At 40.4% G+C, this 18202-nt stretch carries 17 protein-coding genes; 11 read left to right on the forward strand and 6 right to left on the reverse strand.

From position 1 onward, the window contains the following. Window positions 1-193: 193 nt before the first annotated feature. Genes ACZ8ZH_RS07330 through ACZ8ZH_RS07340 form a run of 3 tightly spaced genes read right to left on the reverse strand, consistent with a single transcriptional unit; the run spans window position 194 to window position 2160 of the window. The gene (locus ACZ8ZH_RS07330; protein ID WP_086207569.1) at window positions 194-811 is read right to left on the reverse strand and encodes an OB-fold-containig protein; all 618 of its coding nucleotides are present in this window, start codon (window positions 809-811) and stop codon (window positions 194-196) included. 18 nt (window positions 812-829) lie between these two features. Next, window positions 830-1141, reverse strand: coding sequence for a Rieske (2Fe-2S) protein (locus ACZ8ZH_RS07335; RefSeq protein WP_171264395.1), 312 nt, complete (start codon window positions 1139-1141; stop codon window positions 830-832). A gap of 14 nt (window positions 1142-1155) precedes the next feature. Then, window positions 1156-2160, reverse strand: coding sequence for an adenosine kinase (locus ACZ8ZH_RS07340; RefSeq protein ID WP_119062808.1), 1005 nt, complete (start codon window positions 2158-2160; stop codon window positions 1156-1158). A 138-nt stretch (window positions 2161-2298) separates the two neighbouring features. Between ACZ8ZH_RS07340 and ACZ8ZH_RS07345 the strand changes: the two genes are divergently transcribed. The 4 genes from ACZ8ZH_RS07345 to ACZ8ZH_RS07360 all read left to right on the forward strand — a co-directional run bounded on the left by ACZ8ZH_RS07345 (window position 2299) and on the right by ACZ8ZH_RS07360 (window position 7991). After that, complete coding sequence (locus tag ACZ8ZH_RS07345; RefSeq protein ID WP_086207566.1) at window positions 2299-2751, forward strand: GNAT family N-acetyltransferase; 453 nt, start codon at window positions 2299-2301, stop codon at window positions 2749-2751. Between the two features lie 178 nt (window positions 2752-2929). Further along, window positions 2930-3721 carry a COG4705 family protein gene (locus ACZ8ZH_RS07350; RefSeq protein WP_110974111.1) on the forward strand — a complete coding sequence of 264 codons (792 nt, stop codon included), beginning with the start codon at window positions 2930-2932 and terminating at the stop codon, window positions 3719-3721. Window positions 3722-3894: 173 nt separating this feature from the next. Next, on the forward strand, window positions 3895-6834 hold the full coding sequence (locus ACZ8ZH_RS07355) for an insulinase family protein (protein ID WP_470247894.1): 2940 nt from the start codon (window positions 3895-3897) through the stop codon (window positions 6832-6834). Between the two features lie 17 nt (window positions 6835-6851). Continuing rightward, window positions 6852-7991, forward strand: a complete 1140-nt coding sequence (locus tag ACZ8ZH_RS07360) for a phospholipase A (protein ID WP_086207563.1) — start codon at window positions 6852-6854, stop codon at window positions 7989-7991. A 62-nt stretch (window positions 7992-8053) separates the two neighbouring features. Here ACZ8ZH_RS07360 and ACZ8ZH_RS07365 read toward each other — a convergent pair whose 3' ends face one another. Both ACZ8ZH_RS07365 and ACZ8ZH_RS07370 read right to left on the reverse strand, forming a co-directional pair. Beyond that, on the reverse strand, window positions 8054-9403 hold the full coding sequence (locus ACZ8ZH_RS07365) for a TrkH family potassium uptake protein (RefSeq protein WP_110974109.1): 1350 nt from the start codon (window positions 9401-9403) through the stop codon (window positions 8054-8056). Further along, a complete protein-coding gene (locus ACZ8ZH_RS07370) occupies window positions 9400-10053 on the reverse strand; it encodes a potassium channel family protein (protein WP_086210236.1) in 654 nt (217 codons plus the stop codon). The genes ACZ8ZH_RS07365 and ACZ8ZH_RS07370 overlap by 4 nt, the downstream gene beginning before the upstream one ends. A gap of 148 nt (window positions 10054-10201) precedes the next feature. Here ACZ8ZH_RS07370 and ACZ8ZH_RS07375 point away from each other — a divergent pair, with 148 nt between their 5' ends. Both ACZ8ZH_RS07375 and ACZ8ZH_RS07380 read left to right on the forward strand, forming a co-directional pair. Further along, the gene (locus ACZ8ZH_RS07375) at window positions 10202-10570 is read left to right on the forward strand and encodes a hypothetical protein (RefSeq protein ID WP_228199355.1); all 369 of its coding nucleotides are present in this window, start codon (window positions 10202-10204) and stop codon (window positions 10568-10570) included. A 65-nt stretch (window positions 10571-10635) separates the two neighbouring features. Further along, the gene (locus ACZ8ZH_RS07380) at window positions 10636-11583 is read left to right on the forward strand and encodes an IS30 family transposase (RefSeq protein WP_470247895.1); all 948 of its coding nucleotides are present in this window, start codon (window positions 10636-10638) and stop codon (window positions 11581-11583) included. A 203-nt stretch (window positions 11584-11786) separates the two neighbouring features. Here the strand turns inward: ACZ8ZH_RS07380 and ilvA are convergent, their stop codons facing one another. Continuing rightward, window positions 11787-13325: a threonine ammonia-lyase, biosynthetic gene (gene ilvA / locus ACZ8ZH_RS07385; RefSeq protein ID WP_119063367.1), complete on the reverse strand. Its 1539-nt coding sequence runs from the start codon at window positions 13323-13325 to the stop codon at window positions 11787-11789. Window positions 13326-13431: 106 nt separating this feature from the next. On the opposite strand from ilvA, the gene rpiA reads away from it, so the two are divergent. From rpiA to ACZ8ZH_RS07410, 5 genes are all read left to right on the forward strand, one after another. Next, the gene (rpiA, locus tag ACZ8ZH_RS07390; protein ID WP_086210234.1) at window positions 13432-14103 is read left to right on the forward strand and encodes a ribose-5-phosphate isomerase RpiA; all 672 of its coding nucleotides are present in this window, start codon (window positions 13432-13434) and stop codon (window positions 14101-14103) included. A 127-nt stretch (window positions 14104-14230) separates the two neighbouring features. After that, window positions 14231-14914, forward strand: coding sequence for a M48 family metallopeptidase (locus ACZ8ZH_RS07395; RefSeq protein WP_110974107.1), 684 nt, complete (start codon window positions 14231-14233; stop codon window positions 14912-14914). Window positions 14915-15096: 182 nt separating this feature from the next. Next, window positions 15097-16209 carry a GGDEF domain-containing protein gene (locus ACZ8ZH_RS07400; RefSeq protein WP_162900259.1) on the forward strand — a complete coding sequence of 371 codons (1113 nt, stop codon included), beginning with the start codon at window positions 15097-15099 and terminating at the stop codon, window positions 16207-16209. A 107-nt stretch (window positions 16210-16316) separates the two neighbouring features. After that, entirely contained in the window at window positions 16317-17372 is a 1056-nt protein-coding gene (gene argC / locus ACZ8ZH_RS07405; RefSeq protein ID WP_171405790.1) for an N-acetyl-gamma-glutamyl-phosphate reductase, read from the forward strand. A gap of 79 nt (window positions 17373-17451) precedes the next feature. Continuing rightward, a complete protein-coding gene (locus ACZ8ZH_RS07410; RefSeq protein ID WP_119063369.1) occupies window positions 17452-18198 on the forward strand; it encodes a DUF6776 family protein in 747 nt (248 codons plus the stop codon). Window positions 18199-18202 lie beyond the last annotated feature (4 nt).

Here is an 18202-nt window from a genome sequence, read left to right on the forward strand (position 1 = left end):
GCCTCGAAACTCTGGTGTAGCTTTGCTTTAGGCAGCATCATTTTTGAAAGGTTGAGTGATACAAGGTCATATTTAAATATTGTTATTCTGTATTGATCTGAGAATATTACAATGATGGCGCAAGCAAAGCCGATACACTGAAAATGTGTAACAGACCAGTAGTGGAGCTCAAGTGGATGTTTGAGAGTCGTATTTAGTTGCTGATCTCACCACTAAACAGTTGGTTAGATTTTGAAATTCTTTTGGCGATGTAATGTGATTTTTTTAGTCGAATCAGAATAATTTGCGACTGAAATTCGAGCTCGCCAAACTCAGGTTCAACTTGGACATAGTGTAGTTGACCATACTCATCGCGCACACGTGCTTGAGCTGAAAAGCCAGGACGGGCATTGCCACTGGAAATAGTGGCAAGGCGACCCAATAAATTGGTTTGTCTTTTGATGGGTCTGGGTTTAATCACCTGATCTAAACAGTGAATCATAAAAACGGTGAAGAAGATCGCAATAATCAGGGCTGGCAGGATGAGGTAGTATGCGGAGGTAAAGGCTTGTTCCTTTGCATAAATACAAAATTGAAGGAAATAACCCGCGACACTGAAGTTCAGCAAAAGAAAAACCACAATCAGGGTTTTTGAAAATTTCACGTCTAATAATGGAGATTGTGTGAGCTTTTGTGGAGATAGTTTTTTGAGAAAGTGACTTGGGCGTGAATTAAAAAAATAGCCAAGGGTTTCCACCATGCTGAGTAAAAGCAAAGCCAATAAACTGAAATGAAAAATCATCAAATCAGGGTGGTGTAGCAGCTCATACATGGTGAAAGTCCAAATATATTATTCTTCTGTGAGGTAAATTCCACCATCAGAATGCACGGTAATCTGCACTTTTTCAAGTGCTTCACCTTGGCAAGGCCCCGAGATGCATTCACCTGTTTCAACTACAAATAATGCACCATGCGTTGAGCATTCAATAAATTCTTGGTCTCGATCTAAAAATTGATTTTCCAAAAACTCCAGTTCAACTTGGAGGTGAGGGCAGATATTTTGATAGGCAAAAAATGCACCGTCACGTTGAGTGATAAAAATTGTATCCCCATTGGGTGTCTCAAAGGAGCGTGCTTCACGTTCTGGGATGTCTTCCGTCATGCAGATTTTGTGCATTATGCGCATTCCTTTTGCAATTGTTGGAACAATTCAGTGTAATCCGCGATATCTAGGCGAGGACCAAATTGAGCGACCACTTCGCTTGAAATCAAAATAGCCAGTTGCGCTGCGGTATGTAAGCCTAAGCCTGTATTCACAGCGTACAAGAAAGCACCTGCAAAGGCATCGCCAGCACCGTTTGCATCGACAGCATCAACTTTACGGCCTGCGACACTAAATGTTTCTTGCGCATTTGAAATAAGGGCACCTTCAGCGGAAAGGGTAATGACCACGTGTTGACTGAACGTTTTGAGTTTTGCCAAAGCTGCCTCAACCGTTACCGTTTCGGTGTACATCATGGCTTCTTGCTGGTTACAGAATAATAAGTCCACACCATCTGCAATCATTTCATCCAATCCATGACGTGCATATTGCACCATCGCTGGATCAGAGAGGGTTAATGCAATTTTAACACCATGTGCTTTGGCAATTTCACGCGCTTGTTTAACAGCTAAACGTGCGCTATCGCTGGTTGAAAGATAACCTTCGATATAGAGCCATTTAGCTGTTTTTAAAGGTTCAAAATCTATCTGTTGTTCAGTCAACTCAGCGGTAATACCCAAATAAGTGTGCATCGTCCGTTCAGAGTCTTCACTGACTAAAACCATACACGTGCCTGTGACGCCTTCGCTGATTGATTTCTCAGTGTTTTTAATCCCTGCTTCGTGCAAACCATTGAGGTAAATTTTACCCAATTCATCATTACCTACACGACATGCATAAAAGGCTGAACCACCTAAGGCACTAAAGGCAACGGTAGTATTTGCTGCTGAACCACCTGATGCTTGACCTTTATAGCTTTGTGTTTCTTTTAATTTTTTATACAGATCTGCTTGTGTTTCACCATCAGTTAACTGCATAGTGCCTTTTTGCAAATTTTGTTGAATAAGGAAGTCGTCAGAGACTTTAAATTCTTGGTCGATTAGTGCATTACCAATTGCAAAAAGATCAACAGTTGCCATGTGTTTTTCGTCACGTATTGAAATTAAAGCGACATTTTACACTAATGCTCATAATTGCTGTAGTTTGTTGAGTAAAATTCATTTTATTTACATGGTAAATGTAGTGAAATGGCTGTGGTTATATTCAAGGAAGTTTAGATGGAAATTTTAATTCAAGCGGCAGAACAATTACCTCCTCAAATGCAAGCTTTGGCGCAACTGGCAGCAAAAGAAGGATATGAACCGTTGACCCGCTTGATCGAAGAATATCAAAGTGGGAAAAATCGTTTTAATCAAAAGGGTGAAGTGCTGTTGTTGGCTTATGATCAAGATCAGCTTATTGCGTGTGGTGGATTAAACCAGCAATGGGGTGAAAACGAAATCGAGGCACGTATTGGTCGTGTACGTCGTTTCTATGTGCATCCTAAATATCGTAAAAGTGGTGTGGGACGTCAACTATTGGCACATTTGGAAAAATATGCACGTCCGAATTTCTCTGCGTTGTGTTTAAACACAGCAGATTTATCTGCTGTAAGTTTTTATCAAAAGCAAAATTATGTTTTTGTTGAAAATCATCCGAACTATAATTATTTCAAATACCTGATTGGTTAATCAGTATAGCGAACATTGTCTTCATGAACAGCTGTATTGTCGCCGCTTGTGATACAGCTGAATGCTTCGATGAGAGCTAAAATTATAATGGGCTATTACACCGATTAGGTCTTATTTTAATCTGATCTTAAGCCAATAAGCTGACAATGGGCATCTGTTGTTTATTGGGGTGTTAATAATGCCTATTGATGTGAATTCCTCCGCAAGTGTACAAGATGTACATCAGGTATTAATGAAAGTGCCACAAATCACGGCTCTTTTTTGGATAACTAAAATTTTTGCAACGACATTTGGTGAAACGGCGGGTGATGCTGTTTCAATGTCGATGAACTTGGGTTATTTACTCAGTACTTTTATCTTTTCACTCGTTTTTATTGTTGCTGTATTTTTTCAAATCAGATCGAAGAGTTATCATCCCTTTTTATATTGGTTCGCCATTATTGCCAGTACAACTGTGGGGACAACTTTAGCTGACTTTGTTGATCGCTCATTAGGCATTGGTTACGTGGGTGGGAGCGCATTATTATTAAGTTTGGTCGGGATTTCGCTTTTTATTTGGCATAAATCTGAAGGCAGTATTTCACCGCATGTGGTGAATCAGCCACGAGTTGAGCTTTTCTATTGGTTAACGCTGACATTTTCCCAAACTTTAGGTACTGCTTTAGGTGATTGGTCTGCAGACACAGCAGGTTTAGGTTATAGCGGTGGGATTGCACTATTTAGTGGACTGATTTTATTTATTTTACTTTTGTATAAGTTGAGCCACATTTCGAGGACTTTTCTGTTTTGGTCCGCTTTTATTTTAACGCGTCCTTTAGGGGCGGTTGTTGGTGATTTCTTAGATAAACCTTTAAGTTCTGGTGGTTTAGATTTGAGTCGTTTTGGCGCATCTGCAGTGTTACTGATCGCAATAGTGCTTTGTGTATGGTGGGCAAAAAAAACCGAAAAACTGGTTAATGATCCTGTCTAATCGTTATTGATTCAGTATTTGCGGGTGGATTCAGTTGGGTATAGGTCCCATCAGTTCAACGCTTTTTAAAAGTTGGCCAAGTTACTTGGAAAATTGTCAATGAATGAGTCTTGTTCTTGATTTTCAGGTTATACTTGAAACATTTAGAAAATGCTTTGAATTGAGGAGATCACATGACTGTAGATGTCACTGAAACCATTTCACAAACTGTACATCCTGCGTTTCAGTTGGTACGTCAACACCATGTTGAAGCTTTAGACATCTTAGTGTCTGAATATAAACATAAAATCACTGGGGCAGTGCATTATCACTTAGCCACCAATCACGATGAAAATGTATTTTTGGTTGCATTCCGTACTCAGCCTATGGATTCAAAAGGCGAAGCGCATATTTTAGAACATACTGCGCTTTGTGGTTCAGAAAAATTCCCTGTGCGTGATCCGTTCTTTTTAATGATTCGTCGTTCATTGAATACGTTTATGAACGCTTTTACAGCAGCGGATTGGACGGCTTATCCATTTGCGACGCAAAATAAAAAAGATTTCCAAAATTTATTGGAAGTGTATTTAGATGCGGCTTTTGCGGCTAATTTAAATCCGCTTGATTTTGCTCAAGAAGGTATTCGTATTGAGCTTGAAAATGGTGAACCTGTCTATAAGGGTGTGGTTTTCAACGAAATGAAAGGGGCGATGAGTTCGCCTTCAGACCAGTTGTATCATCAGCTTGCACATCACTTGTTTCCAGAAACGACCTATCATTACAATTCAGGTGGCGACCCGAAAGATATTCCAGACTTGACTTATCCTGAGTTGGTGGATTTCTACAAGTCGCATTATCACCCAAGCAACGCAGTTTTCATGACCTTTGGTAATGAGCCTGCCTATAATTTGCAGGAGCAATTTGAAACTTTGGCTTTGGCTAAATTTTCTAAAGGTGAAACGCTTTATTCTAAAGAAGAACGTCGTTTAACAGCACCCGTAGAAGTGACTGAAACCTATGCGGTAGATGCAGAAGATTTAAAAGATAAAACTTATCACATTATTTCGTGGTTATTGCCTAAAGCTAGCAATATAAAGCTTCGTTTAGGTATGCGATTGGTTGAAGGTGTGCTTTTAGAAGACTCAGCTTCACCACTGCGTCATTATCTTGAGACTTGTGGTTATGCACAGTCTACAGGCCCGATTATGGGTGTAGATGATTCGAACTACGAAATGACCTTCTACTGCGGTGTACAGGGTTCAAACCCTGAACATGCGGCAGAGTTTAAAGCAGGTGTCTTTAAAATCTTAGAAGATGTGGCTGCAAAACCTGTCGATCAAAACATGGTCGATGCGATTTTACATCAGATTGAATTGCATCAACGTGAAATCAATGGCGACGGTATGCCTTATGGTCTAAGCCTGATTTTAAATGGTTTGGGTAGTGCGATCCACCACAGCGACCCAGTCACTGTTTGGGATGTAGACTCAGCTATTGCTGCGGTGAAAGAAGAATTAAAAGACCCGATGTGGTTATCCAATCTCATCAAGACGCATCTCATTGATAACTCACACCGTGTACAAATGACTTTGGTGCCAGATGCCAATAAATCTGCGGTGGAAGCAGCAGATGAGAAAGCACGTTTAGCTGCAATTGGTGCGCAACTTACAGAAACTCAAAAAGCAGAAATTGAAGCACAGACTGAGGCATTGAAAGTCCGTCAGGATACACCAGATGACTTAAATTTATTGCCAAAGGTGGGCTTGGAAGATGTGCCAGCTGAATTGCAAATTGTACAAGGTCAATTGCGGGAGATTATCTCTAATCGTACTGATTACCCGCTCAATCTCTATCATGCAGGCACGAACGGTATTTACTACAACCAAGTGCTGATTGAGATTCCACAAGATGTGGTGCAGTCACCATACTTTAACTTACTGTCTGTTTTGATGGGTGAAGTGGGGGCAGGTCAGTACGATTATCTTGAGCTACAACAACTGCAAACTGCTGTAAGTGGTGGTTTAGGAATGGGTGCGTCGTTACGTTCTCACGTGAATGATAAAAACCAAATCAGTGCGTGGCTCACGCTGACTACAAAATCGCTAGTGAGTAGTTTAGAAAGTATTAACTTGTTGAAATTGGCGTTTGAGCAGTTACGTTTCGATGAAAAAGACCGCATTATTGAACTCTTGCAACAACGTAAAACACGTTGGGCATCACGTCTTTCAGGCTCGGGTCATAGTTATGCTATGCAAATTGCAGGGCGTAACCACAGTGCTTTAGCTAATCGTGATTATCACAACACGGGTTTAGGTGCATTAAACTGGTTGGGTGAGTTGATTAGCCGTATTGAAAAAGATGAAGTTGCTTATGAAGATTTCATTCATGAATTAAAAGCCATTCATTTAAAACTTTTACAAGCACCGAAACAGTTTTTGTTGGTGTGTGAAGAACACCAATCTGAGCGCTTGCTAGAAGAAGTTCAAAATGTCTGGGACAAACTAGAGGTTTCTGAGCAAGTTGTGAGTCTTAAAGCTGTGGAGCAGGAAAACACAGATACAGATGAAGCATGGTTAATTCAGGCCAATGTTCAATTCTGTTCATCGGCTTACCCAGCAGTTGAAGTTTCACATCCAGATGCAGCAGCACTGATGGTTCTTGCTGCATACTTACGCAATGGATTCCTACACAGTGCGATTCGTGAAAAAGGCGGTGCGTATGGTGGTGGTGCAAGCTATGATGGCAATGCATGCTCATTCCGCTTCTATAGTTATCGTGATCCACGTTTAGCGGAAACTTTCAGTGACTTTGAAGGGAGTGTGCAATGGTTACTCAATACTGAGCAAAAACCACATCAACTTGAAGAAGCGATTTTGGGTTTAATTGCAAGTATGGATAAGCCAGGTTCGCCAGCGGGTGAAGCCATTACTGCATGTTATGCACTATTACATGCCCGTACTCCAGCCTTCCGCAAGCAGTTGCGTAGCCGTCTTCTAGCCGTGAATTTTGAAGATTTAAAGCGTGTTGCGGTACAATATTTGCTTGAACAAAAACCAACGAAAGCAGTGGTTGCACCTATTGCGAAGCGTGATACCTTGATTGAGCTAGGTTTCAGTATTCAACAAGTTCAGTAAAATAATAAGAGGGTCGTATGGCGTTTAAACCATTTGAGCGTTCAACTTTAGCACTGAGCGTAAGTTTGCTCAGTGCTTTGGCTGTCGCTAAAACGCATGCACAAGTTTCAGAGGTGCCTGCGGCTCCCGCAACAGCTGAGGCATGTGTAGCATTAGAGTCAAATGCAGACCGTTTGGCTTGTTATGATGCATTATTTAAAATTCCTCCAGTAGCAAAGCCGCATATTGTTTCTGAACAACGTGCAGCGATGGAAATCGCGCCAGCGCCTGAAAATATCTCAGGGAAGATCGCACAAGGCGTTAGCTCTGTTTTTGCCTCGGAAGGTCCTAAAATAACGCCCAATTTATCTCTTATGGATAGCCGTTGGGAGCTTTCTCCAGAAAGTAAACTCGGGACATGGAATATTCGTGCCTATCAGCCTGTGTATTTAATGCCAGGCTTTTGGACGACGGATAAAAATGAGTTTCCTCAAAGTCCAAACCCTTCCAATACAGTGGATGAAGATCAAAACTTAAATTCAATGGAAGCAAAATTCCAACTGTCTTTAAAAACGAAAGCTGTTGAAAATCTGTTTGGGGACAATGGCGATGTCTGGTTGGGGTATACCCAGTCTTCACGTTGGCAAGTCTACAATGCGGATGAATCCCGTCCATTTCGTGAAACCAACTATGAGCCTGAAGCCAGCTTGGTCTTTAGAACCAATTATGAATTGTTTGGTTTAAATGGTCGCCTATTAGGGCTGACTTTAAACCATCAGTCCAATGGTCGCTCTGATCCGCTTTCTCGTAGCTGGAATCGTGTCATTTTAAATCTTGGATTTGAAAGAGATAACTTTGCTCTCATGCTGCGTCCATGGTATCGAATAGAAGAAGATGCAAAAGATGACAATAACCCAGATATTAAAGACTATATTGGACGCGGTGATTTAACGGCATTCTATCGTTGGAATGAGCATGATTTTTCGCTTATGTTACGACATAGTTTAAAAGGGGGAGATGACTCTCGTGGCGCGGCACAGTTTGATTGGGCTTTTCCTATCTCTGGCAAACTACGTGGGCATTTTCAACTGTTTGACGGTTATGGTGAAAGTTTGATTGATTATAATCACCGGGCAACTTATGTGGGCTTGGGTGTATCTTTAATGAATTGGTACTAAGCCTCTGTAGATAAAAAAACCACGTTTCAAACGTGGTTTTTTTATGACATTGTTTTTAAGGATTAACCAATTTGAATATCTGTGGTTGGGTGTTTAAGCCGGCTTTTCTTCGGTGTTGCAATGAGGTATGCCAATGTTAATGGCCCTAAACGGCCTGCAAACATCAGAAGCATTAGAACAAATAAACTGGCAGGTTGAAGTTCGCCTGTAATCCCGCGGGACAAACCAACTGTACAGGCTGCGGAAATGGTTTCAAATAATAAGTCTATAAACTCATGATTCGGTTCAATTAACGTCAAGCTAAAGATGCCTAAAAAAACCAGAGTCGCGGTAATAGAAACAACAGCCATTGCTTTGAAGGATGTTTTTTCAGAAACAGCATGATTAAAGACACGAATTTCATCTTCACGTCTTAAAAAACTAATGACACTAAGTAAAACAATAATAAAAGTACCTACTTTAATCCCGCCTGCGGTACTCATTGAGCCGCCGCCTATGAACATCAGTAACATGGTCACGAGGGTCGAAGCATCTTTCATTTGTGCCAAATCGAGACTGTTAAAGCCCGATGAGCGAGGAACGGTTGCATGGAACCATGCATTGAGTGCCTGGTCACCTAAACTCATTGGCGCTAAGGTAAGGGGGTTGTTGGATTCAATTGCCCATAAAAGAATAAAGGCGATGATGTTTAAGCCTGCAATCGTAGACAAAATAAGTTTGCTGTTGGTACTTAAGCCTTTCCAGCGTTTACTACGTTTAATATCCATCAGTACCACAAAACCAATCCCACCAATAATGTATAACATGCTGATGGTAAAGGTAATGAGATATTGACCTGAGAAGCTCATCAAGCTGTTCGGGAAGAGTGAAAACCCGCCATTATTAAATGCTGAGACACTATAAAAGGCAGCATAGAAAAAGGCTTGATTGAAGTTATAGTCTTCCATCCATGCAATGGTTAAAATAACAGTACCAATGGCTTCAAAAAATAAGGAATAAAGCAGTACGCCTTTAATGGTAAAAGATACTTTGGATAAACTGGTTTGACCAATGGTTTCTTGCGCCATGATTTGTTGTTTTAAGCCCAACTTGGCCGATAGGCTTAATGCCGCCAAAATTGCAAAGGTCATAAACCCCAAGCCACCAATTTGAATTAATAGCATAATGATGACTTTACCAGTTACGGTAAAAGTTTCCCCCACATTCACCACAGATAGTCCAGTAATGGTCACAGCAGATGTAGCTGTAAACAAAGAGTTGAGCCAGCTGAGTTCACCATGGTGTGAAATAGGGAGTTTTAATAACAGCGTACCAAGAATAATAAAACTTAAAAAACCCAAAGCTAATAAGCTAGGCGGGCTTAAATTAATTGTATTTTGCGGGTTGGGTTGCCATTCTTTTAGATTTTTCATGATTTGAACCGTGCTGAAAGACGACGTAATGTTTCAAGGACTCCTTCAACAACTAAAATATCACCCACTTGTAAAATTAAATTGGGATCTATGCTGTACAAAACTTCTGTACCACGCTTATGGAGTAATGTTTTTACATCAGGTGCTTGATCCATGAGTTGGCGGAAGCGTGTACCTTGCAATTTTTCGTCAATTTCAATTTTGACGATATAGTGATTATCTTCAAGCGCCATGTAGCGACTGACCATCGGGTAACATAAAGATTGTGCAATCCGAACGCCCATGTCTTCTTCGGGGTGAATAATTTTACTGATGCCTAAATGGCTCAAAATCATATGGTGTGATTTGGATTTGGCTTTAACCCAAATTTTCTCGACCCCAATATTTTTGAGGTGTAATACACATAAAATACTGGCTTCAATATTTTCACCAATTGCGACGACAACCGCATCGCAGTTTTTAATATTGAGTTCATCGAGCACATGTTCATCCGTTGCATCGGCAATAACGGCATGGGTTACTTGTTCAGAGATATTTTCAACATACTTTTTTTCACTGTCGATGCCAATCACATCATGCCCGAGTTCAATAAGTTGAGTTGCAACTGTGGCTCCAAAGCTTCCTAAACCAATCACTGCAAATTGCGCCATGTCATCTTTTCCTTAAATTTTTTATACGTCGATTGTTAACGCATGTTGTGCCGAATTTCACAAGATGTCATCTTTATACAGACACACTTTTTTGATCAATCATTTTTGAGTTATACCGAATATATCACTCATACAGAGGAGTATATAAATGCGGAAGACACTATATGAATCCCTTAGAATTGCCTTTCCAGAACTAAATGATACCGCAATTCCTGAAGAACAAGATGAGTTCGAGCACTTTGTTCGTTGGTTAAATACCTATTATTCAAATATACAAAAAATAGCACTCGATGATTTTCAGCAAAATGGTATTGATGAATGCCACAGACTACAACAACTTGGGGTTGATTTAGATCAGCTGAAAAATCAAATCAACGATGATATGGCTTCTTTTTACCATATGTACGACAGTGATGAACTTAAAGAAAACTCAGATATGCACAGCTATGATTTTGAGTTTAGTTTTGATGTGATTTTTAACCACTTAGATTCTCAAATGAAGTGCAACAGAGATTAAATTATTGGAAAGAAGCAAGATGAGCTAGCATTTTGCTTCCGACCGACCAAAGTCAAAGTTGCATCATGAACTATACTCATCTTACCCAAGAAGAACGATATCAGATTTATACATTGTTACGTGAAGGTTTTTCTAAACGTTATATCGCTTGGAGACTGAATCGTTCACCTTCAACCATTTCTAGGGAAATCAAACGTAATCGAGCTAGAAATGGCTATTTCGCTAAACATGCCAATAAAGTAGCTCGAAGACGTCACTGCTCCAATCCTAAAAGAATCCCTTGTGAAATGTGGGCACATGTCATCTCTTATCTTGATCTTCAATGGAGTCCTGAACAGATTGCTTCTCATGTTCCAGTCAGTTTGCATTCAATTTATCGCTTTATACGACAGGATAAAAACAATGGCGGTACACTCTTTCATCACCTACGTTTCAGAAATCAAAGAAAGAGGAAATACGGCTCTCCTGAAACCCGTGGTCAGCTGAGTAATCGTAAAAGTATTCATGACAGACCTATCGAGATTGAGCGGCGGAATCGCTTTGGTGATCTGGAAATAGATACGATTGTTGGTAAGAACCATCAGCAATCATTGGTCTCTATTGTGGATCGGAAGACAGGTTATTTATGGCTGAAAAAGTGTAGCTCACGCAAGGCAGAGGAAATTTGCCAAACAACTATCAGCCTTCTTAAGCCAATCAAAGATCAGCTAAAGACTATTACCGCAGATAATGGTAAGGAGTTCAGTCTGCATAAGTATGTTGCTCAAGAATTAGAACTAGACTGGTATTTTGCTGATCCTTATAGCGCTTGGCAACGAGGCAGGAATGAAAATACAAATGGTTTAATCAGACAATACATTAAAAAAGGCAGTAATTTAAATGCCTATACGGATGAATATATCTCAGAAATCACTCAACGTTTGAATCATCGCCCAAGAAAAAGACTCAGCTTTAAAAGTCCGAGTCAGGTATTATGGCAACAACATGGTGTTGCACTTCAAATGCTAATCTAAGCCACATTAAGATTTTTATTGAACCTTATGAACTTAGCCTGTTGGTGATAGAGCGAGAAAATCCATATTGGCTGTTGGTTCCGCATAATGATGAGCTGATCGACAGAATCATTGTGACATATAACCATACGTTTGGTGATGAAGAGCCAATCCAGCTCATAGAATAAAACCGCCTCGAAGGGCGGTTTTATGTATTGAATCTTTTATTTTAAGAAACGTTGATAACCTAAGTTATTGGTAATTTCTTCGTATGGATATGAAATACTTTCTAGAGTTTCAACCAATCCGTCTGGGTTCTGTTTTGCATCACTTGCTTCTAAACCAACCAGTACACGACCTTCAGCAGCGCCGTGGTTACGGTAGTGGAACAAGGTGATGTTATGCGTTGGGCCAAGACGTTCAAGGAACATTAATAGTGCACCTGGACGCTCAGGGAACTCAACACGGAATAAACGCTCATTTTCAATGTCTGCATGCCCACCAATCAGGTAGCGAATATGTAATTTCGCCACTTCATCATCAGACAAATCATCGACATCAAACTGCGTTTTCAGTGCTTCGAAAATATCGAGACGTTCTTTTTCGCCACCTTTTAAGCTAATGCCGACAAAGACTTGTGCTGCACTGGCATCGCTCGCACGGTAGTTAAATTCGGTGATGTTGCGACCTTGTAACGCACGACAGAAATTCAGGAATGAACCTTTTTTCTCTGGAATGGTCACAGCAAAAATAGCTTCTTTGCGTTCACCTAATTCAGTACGTTCTGCAATATAGCGCAAACGGTCAAAGTTCATGTTTGCACCGCAAACAATAGAGACGATGTTTTTGCCAATCAGCTCATGGGCTTCAACATATTTTTTAATGCCTGCTAATGCCATTGCACCCGATGGTTCAACAATACTACGACATTCATCATAGGTATCTTTAATTGCCGCACAAATTTCGTCGGTATTGACTAAAACTACTTCACGTTCAACGATTGGGCCAGAGTTATCTGATTTTTGCAGTTGAATCACTTCAAATGGTTTTTCACCAATTTGCGCGACAGCCGTACCATCGGCAAATAGTCCGACTTGAGGCAGTACTACACGTTCACCTGCCTCAAATGCAGCTTTTAAGCAAGCAGATTCATCGTATTCAACAGGAATCACTTTGACGTGCGGTGCCACATCACCTAAGTAAGCGGCAACACCAGCAATTAAACCGCCACCACCCACAGCCACGAAGACATAATCAATATCGCGCCATTGACGTAAAATTTCATTACCAATGGTTCCTTGACCTGCCATGACTAATTCATCGTCATAAGGCGGAATGAATGTCATACCATCATCGGTTGCACGTTGAATCGCATATTTATTTGCAACATCAAAAGAGTCGCCATGTAGGACTACTTCACCGCCTAAACGCTTCACTGCCTGTACTTTGATATCTGGGGTGGTTTTCGGCATGACAATAATGGCACGAATGCCGAGCTTTTTACCTGACAGTGCTACGCCTTGGGCATGGTTGCCAGCAGATGCAGTAATGACACCACGTTCGAGTTGTGCTCGAGGCAATTGACTAATGCGGTTATAAGCACCACGTAGCTTAAATGAAAAGACTGGTTGTAAATCTTCGCGCTTAAAACGAATGTTGTTATTGAGTTTCTCACTAATTCGAGGTGCCGCTTCGAGTGGAGTTTCGATTGCAACATCATAGACTGTTGCTTGTAATATTTGTCGAACCAAACGAGACAGCATGTTAATTTCCCATTTAACAGTTTAAAATAGGGGATCATTGTAACAAACCCCTGTACATTTGGGCTGTAAAATCAGCAACAAATGTCAAAAATAGTTGAGCCAAATTATGAGTCTGTATGCTACCCAAGATGAAAAAAAGCAAGCTGCTGCAAAAGCTGCCTTAAAGCACTTACCTAAAGGTGGCATATTAGGGGTGGGTACAGGCAGCACCGTCAATTTCTTGATTGAACTTTTACCTGAGCTTCAGCTTGAAGCGGCTGTGGCAAGTTCAGAAGCAACGGCTGAGCGCTTAAAGAAATTAGGTATTGAAGTGGTTGATATGAACTCTGTTGGCGGTTTAGATGCTTATGTAGATGGGGCAGACGAAATTGACCGCCATATGCATATGATCAAAGGCGGTGGTGCCGCACTGACTCGCGAAAAAATTGTAGCTTCAATTGCGAAAAAATTTGTCTGTATCGTGGATGACTCAAAATGGGTCAATCAGTTAGGTCACGACTTCCCACTTCCGATTGAAGTGATTCCAATGGCACGTTCTGCTGTAGCACGTAAAATTGTGGCACTTGGTGGAGATCCAGCTTACCGTGAGGGTGTAGTGACCGACAATGGCAATGTGATTTTAGATGTTTATAACCTGAACATCTTAAATGCACTTGAGCTTGAAAAGACCATCAATAACATTCCTGGTGTGGTATGTAACGGTATTTTTGCGATCAATAAAGCGGATATTGCTGTGGTTGCAACGGATAACGGGATTGAAGAACGTACCGCAGTTTAATTTTAAATTTCCCCAAGTCTCTCTTAAAAAAATGAGGGGCTAAAAGCAACAGCATTTTTATGGTGTTTTTCTCCCTCCTTTAACAAAGGAGGGCTGGGGAGGATGATTCAATAAAAGAATAATCTTAATGACCTTAACAGACCTACCCGAAATCCAAATCACCCATCATGCACGTGCGACCCGTTTACGACTGCGTGTTGAACCGACTCAAATTCGTTTAACCGTGCCTAAGTTCTGTAGTAAACGACAAATTCAGGAATTTTTAAATCAGTCTGAGCAATGGATGGTTGAAACTTGGCAAAAGCAGCAAGTGAGCCTTGTACAAGTCGATCGAACCCTACCGTCAGAATTACATTTATTTAATCGACAGCATGCATTAACGATCAGCTATAAAACACAAAGACATGCTTATCTTTTTGATGAGCAATCTAACCAACTATGGGTTAGTGATCGCCAGCCTGAAAGTTATTTAAAATCTTTTGTAATCGCATATGCCAAACAGCACTTGCCTGCCTATTTGCAACAGATTAGTCATGAAACAGGTTTAAAATTTGTACAATGCGCGGTTCGTCAGCCTAAAACCCGCTGGGGAAGTTGTAGTGTAAAGCATGATATTATGCTGAATAGTGCTTTGGCTCTGTTCCCTGAAGCGATTACGCGTTATGTCTGTGTGCATGAGTTGGCGCATACACGGCACTTTGACCACAGTGTACGTTTTTGGTCGGAAGTCGAGAAACATGATCCAGCGTTTCAACAACATCGTAGAACGCTAAAAACAACGGCATTGCCGCATTGGTGGTACCAAAAATAAAAGCAAGTTTTGACCAAAAAATATAAAATATATTTCTTGAGACTGATTGAGATGCCATTAAAAAATGCTATAAACCTCATGCAGTAACATCAATATTTACCAATTTCAGTCGACAGACATTTAATGTGAATTTTGCAGATATCCACTATTTTATATTAATTGTTCCAGCATGCCTGATTTTAATGGGTAGCTTACTTTTAATATGTCATTTTGTTTTTAAGGCTCCTGCATATCTTTTGTGGTTGGGTCTAGGGTATATCGTGCCGTCTTTTTCTGTGGCTACGCAGTGTTTCATGTCGAATAAGCAACTAGCATTGTTCGCTCCGATTTTGGGATCATTTTATTTGTTCGGGGCATGGTCTAGTGCTTATGCTATGGGGCTAAGAAAAAGAGCCAACGCACATTCGTCTGGATGTGCGATATTGATTGCAATCACATTGGTTTTGTTGAGCTATTATTCTTATATTGACGATCAGTTGTGGATCCGAATGCTCGTTTTAAATATATCCATTGCTGTGGTTGAGTCATTGGTGTTATTTTCAATGTTTAAAAATTATCAAAATGTTGATTTTCTTAATAAAATAGTTGATTTCTCCTATTTATTCATTGTGCTTTATACTTTCGCGCGTGGCATCATCATTTTTTTCTTTTTAAAAAATATACAAGCAGATATGTTGGCAACTTCTGTCTGGTGGTTAATGATGCTTGCTGCCAGCATTATCTTGAGCATGTGGTTTGCTATTGTTTTATTGGGTACTTTAGTCCGAGATATTATCCATCAACTGAATGATGAGCGTTTAAGAGATCCACTCACACATTTATTTAATCGACGTGGTTTTAATGAAGCAGCCAAAGTAAAGCTACATTGTTTATCTCAACAATCTTATTTTTTACTGATGTGTGATATTGACCATTTTAAAAAAATTAACGACCGCTATGGACATTTGATTGGAGATCAAATTTTACAGCAGGTGAGTCAAATTATTGGGCAAAACGTGTGTGGTCATGATCTTGTTGGACGTTTCGGTGGAGAGGAATTTATTATTTTATTGCAAGTAGATGATCTAGAGTTGGCTTATAGTATTGCTAATCGTATTCGTTTACGCATTTCGGATACTCAATTATCTTCAGAAAATATAACTGTGACAGCGAGTTTTGGACTCGCTGCAGTGCATCAACACAATTTAAAATATGCTATAAATGCTGCCGATCAATTGTTATATGATGCGAAAAATTCAGGACGAAACCAAATTTGTTTTGAGCCATCACTGACTGTATTAGATGCGCAACATTAAATGTCTATAGCACCAAAAACGCATAAATTCCAAGTAAAACAGTTTAGAAAGCAGAAACTTCCTGTCATACTAGGCAGCTACAAAGTGGATAGTTTAAGTTTGAGGTAATACACGTGATTTCAGTTGGTATTGTCGGCGGTACAGGTTATACAGGCGTTGAATTGTTGCGTCTTTTACTACGACACCCAAATGTGCAAGTAAGCGTATTAACATCGCGTACAGAAGATGGTCGCCGTGTAGATGATATGTTTCCAAGCCTACGTGGACATACCGAACTCAAATATTCAGATTTGAATATTGATGAACTGAAGAAATGTGATGTGGTGTTCTTTGCAACCCCGCATGGCGTTGCCATGAAGCATGCTGAAGAATTAGTCACTGCAAATACCAAAGTGATTGATCTTGCTGCAGACTTCCGTCTACAAGATTTAGAACAGTTCGAAAAATGGTATGGCATGCAACATGCATGTCCTGAACTATTAAAAGATTCAGTTTATGGTTTATCTGAGTTAAACCGCGAACAGATTAAACAAGCGAATGTCATTGGTAATCCAGGTTGTTATCCAACGACAGTGCAACTGGGTTTAGCGCCGTTATTTAAGCAAAACGACACATTAGTTAAACCTGAAAGTATTATTATTGATGCGAAATCTGGTGTGTCTGGTGCGGGACGTAAAGCCAGCCTTGGTATGATCTATTCTGAAAATGCGGATAATTTTAAAGCTTATGGCGTTGCAGGTCACCGTCACCATCCTGAAATTGTGGAAGCATTGGAAAATATTTCAGGCTTAAAAAATGTGTTTAATCACATTTTATTTGTGCCACATTTGGTGCCTATGATTCGTGGCATGCTCAGTACGATCTATGTGGATTTAACTGATGCGGGTGAAGCTATAGATGTACAGAGCTTATATGAGCAGTTTTATGCCAATGAAGCTTTTGTCGATGTCATGCCTGCGGGAAGTTCACCAGAGACACGCTCTGTGCGTGGTGCAAATCAATTACGCATTGCTTTGTATAAGCCGCAACCGAAAAAATTGGTGGTAATTTCTGTACAAGACAATTTAGTTAAAGGTGCAGCAGGTCAGGCTGTTCAAAACATGAACTTAATGTTTGGATTTGTCGAAACTGCGGGTCTAGATGGAATTGGTTTATTACCATAAAAAACGTTTTAAAACTTCACACACATTTAGATTTCGATTTAAATGTGTGTTTTGAATTGAATCAAAATAAGAGATGACGATGCCGAACACTGACACAAATATGACGTCACAACAGCCTGAACCTGCAAAGCCGTTTTTACAGACCAATAAGCCCTTGGCAATTGGTGCAGTAATATTGGTTGTTGCGAGCGGATTATTGGGTTATACCGTTGGACATCGTCAGGGTTTAACGGTCGTAGGTTTTGATGCTGATGCTGAGCAACTGGTCGAAGTAGTACAAAAGCAAAAGACCAGTCTGGATGCTTTAAATAAAAACTATAATGCTGCTGTTCAGGAACGTGATGTCGCTGTCACTAATTCAAACGAGCTATATTTGTCTTTGCAAAAAGCGCTAGATCAACAAGCACAGTCTGAAACGACAGCAGTCATTTATCGTGAGGTTTTACGTCAACGCGGCGGTATTCCTTTGGCTGTTCAGCATATTACGATCAAACCTTTGCCTGAAAATGCATTTGAATACCAACTTGATTTGGTTCAAGTCAGTCCCTCAAAACGTGCAGCCTCTGGTACCGTTGAGCTCAGACTGATTCGTGGTACAGAAGTTTTGGTTGTTCCTTTGGAAGACAAAAATTTTAACTTTGAGAACTATGAGCGTTTAACAGGGCGTTGGACGATGCCTAAAGGCTTTACGCCACAGTTTATCGAAGTCCGTTTAACAGGCAGCACGCCAGTGACACGACGCTTTAGTTGGTCACGTGGTGAGGCCGTAGAAAGTCAATCTGCATTTGTCACTGAAATTCCTCAGGCAGAGGCGAATGCACAATAATTGT

The organism is Acinetobacter sp. SW-226 (assembly GCF_055632855.1).

Coding starts and splice junctions, on each gene's coding strand:
- ACZ8ZH_RS07330 (WP_086207569.1), bottom strand. CDS start 811: ATGTATGAGCTGCTACACCACCCTGATTTGATGATTTTTCATTTCAGT.
- ACZ8ZH_RS07335 (WP_171264395.1), bottom strand. CDS start 1,141: ATGACGGAAGACATCCCAGAACGTGAAGCACGCTCCTTTGAGACACCC.
- ACZ8ZH_RS07340 (WP_119062808.1), bottom strand. CDS start 2,160: ATGGCAACTGTTGATCTTTTTGCAATTGGTAATGCACTAATCGACCAA.
- ACZ8ZH_RS07345 (WP_086207566.1), top strand. CDS start 2,299: ATGGAAATTTTAATTCAAGCGGCAGAACAATTACCTCCTCAAATGCAA.
- ACZ8ZH_RS07350 (WP_110974111.1), top strand. CDS start 2,930: ATGCCTATTGATGTGAATTCCTCCGCAAGTGTACAAGATGTACATCAG.
- ACZ8ZH_RS07355 (WP_470247894.1), top strand. CDS start 3,895: ATGACTGTAGATGTCACTGAAACCATTTCACAAACTGTACATCCTGCG.
- ACZ8ZH_RS07360 (WP_086207563.1), top strand. CDS start 6,852: ATGGCGTTTAAACCATTTGAGCGTTCAACTTTAGCACTGAGCGTAAGT.
- ACZ8ZH_RS07365 (WP_110974109.1), bottom strand. CDS start 9,403: ATGAAAAATCTAAAAGAATGGCAACCCAACCCGCAAAATACAATTAAT.
- ACZ8ZH_RS07370 (WP_086210236.1), bottom strand. CDS start 10,053: ATGGCGCAATTTGCAGTGATTGGTTTAGGAAGCTTTGGAGCCACAGTT.
- ACZ8ZH_RS07375 (WP_228199355.1), top strand. CDS start 10,202: ATGCGGAAGACACTATATGAATCCCTTAGAATTGCCTTTCCAGAACTA.
- ACZ8ZH_RS07380 (WP_470247895.1), top strand. CDS start 10,636: ATGAACTATACTCATCTTACCCAAGAAGAACGATATCAGATTTATACA.
- ilvA (WP_119063367.1), bottom strand. CDS start 13,325: ATGCTGTCTCGTTTGGTTCGACAAATATTACAAGCAACAGTCTATGAT.
- rpiA (WP_086210234.1), top strand. CDS start 13,432: ATGAGTCTGTATGCTACCCAAGATGAAAAAAAGCAAGCTGCTGCAAAA.
- ACZ8ZH_RS07395 (WP_110974107.1), top strand. CDS start 14,231: ATGACCTTAACAGACCTACCCGAAATCCAAATCACCCATCATGCACGT.
- ACZ8ZH_RS07400 (WP_162900259.1), top strand. CDS start 15,097: ATGGGTAGCTTACTTTTAATATGTCATTTTGTTTTTAAGGCTCCTGCA.
- ACZ8ZH_RS07410 (WP_119063369.1), top strand. CDS start 17,452: ATGCCGAACACTGACACAAATATGACGTCACAACAGCCTGAACCTGCA.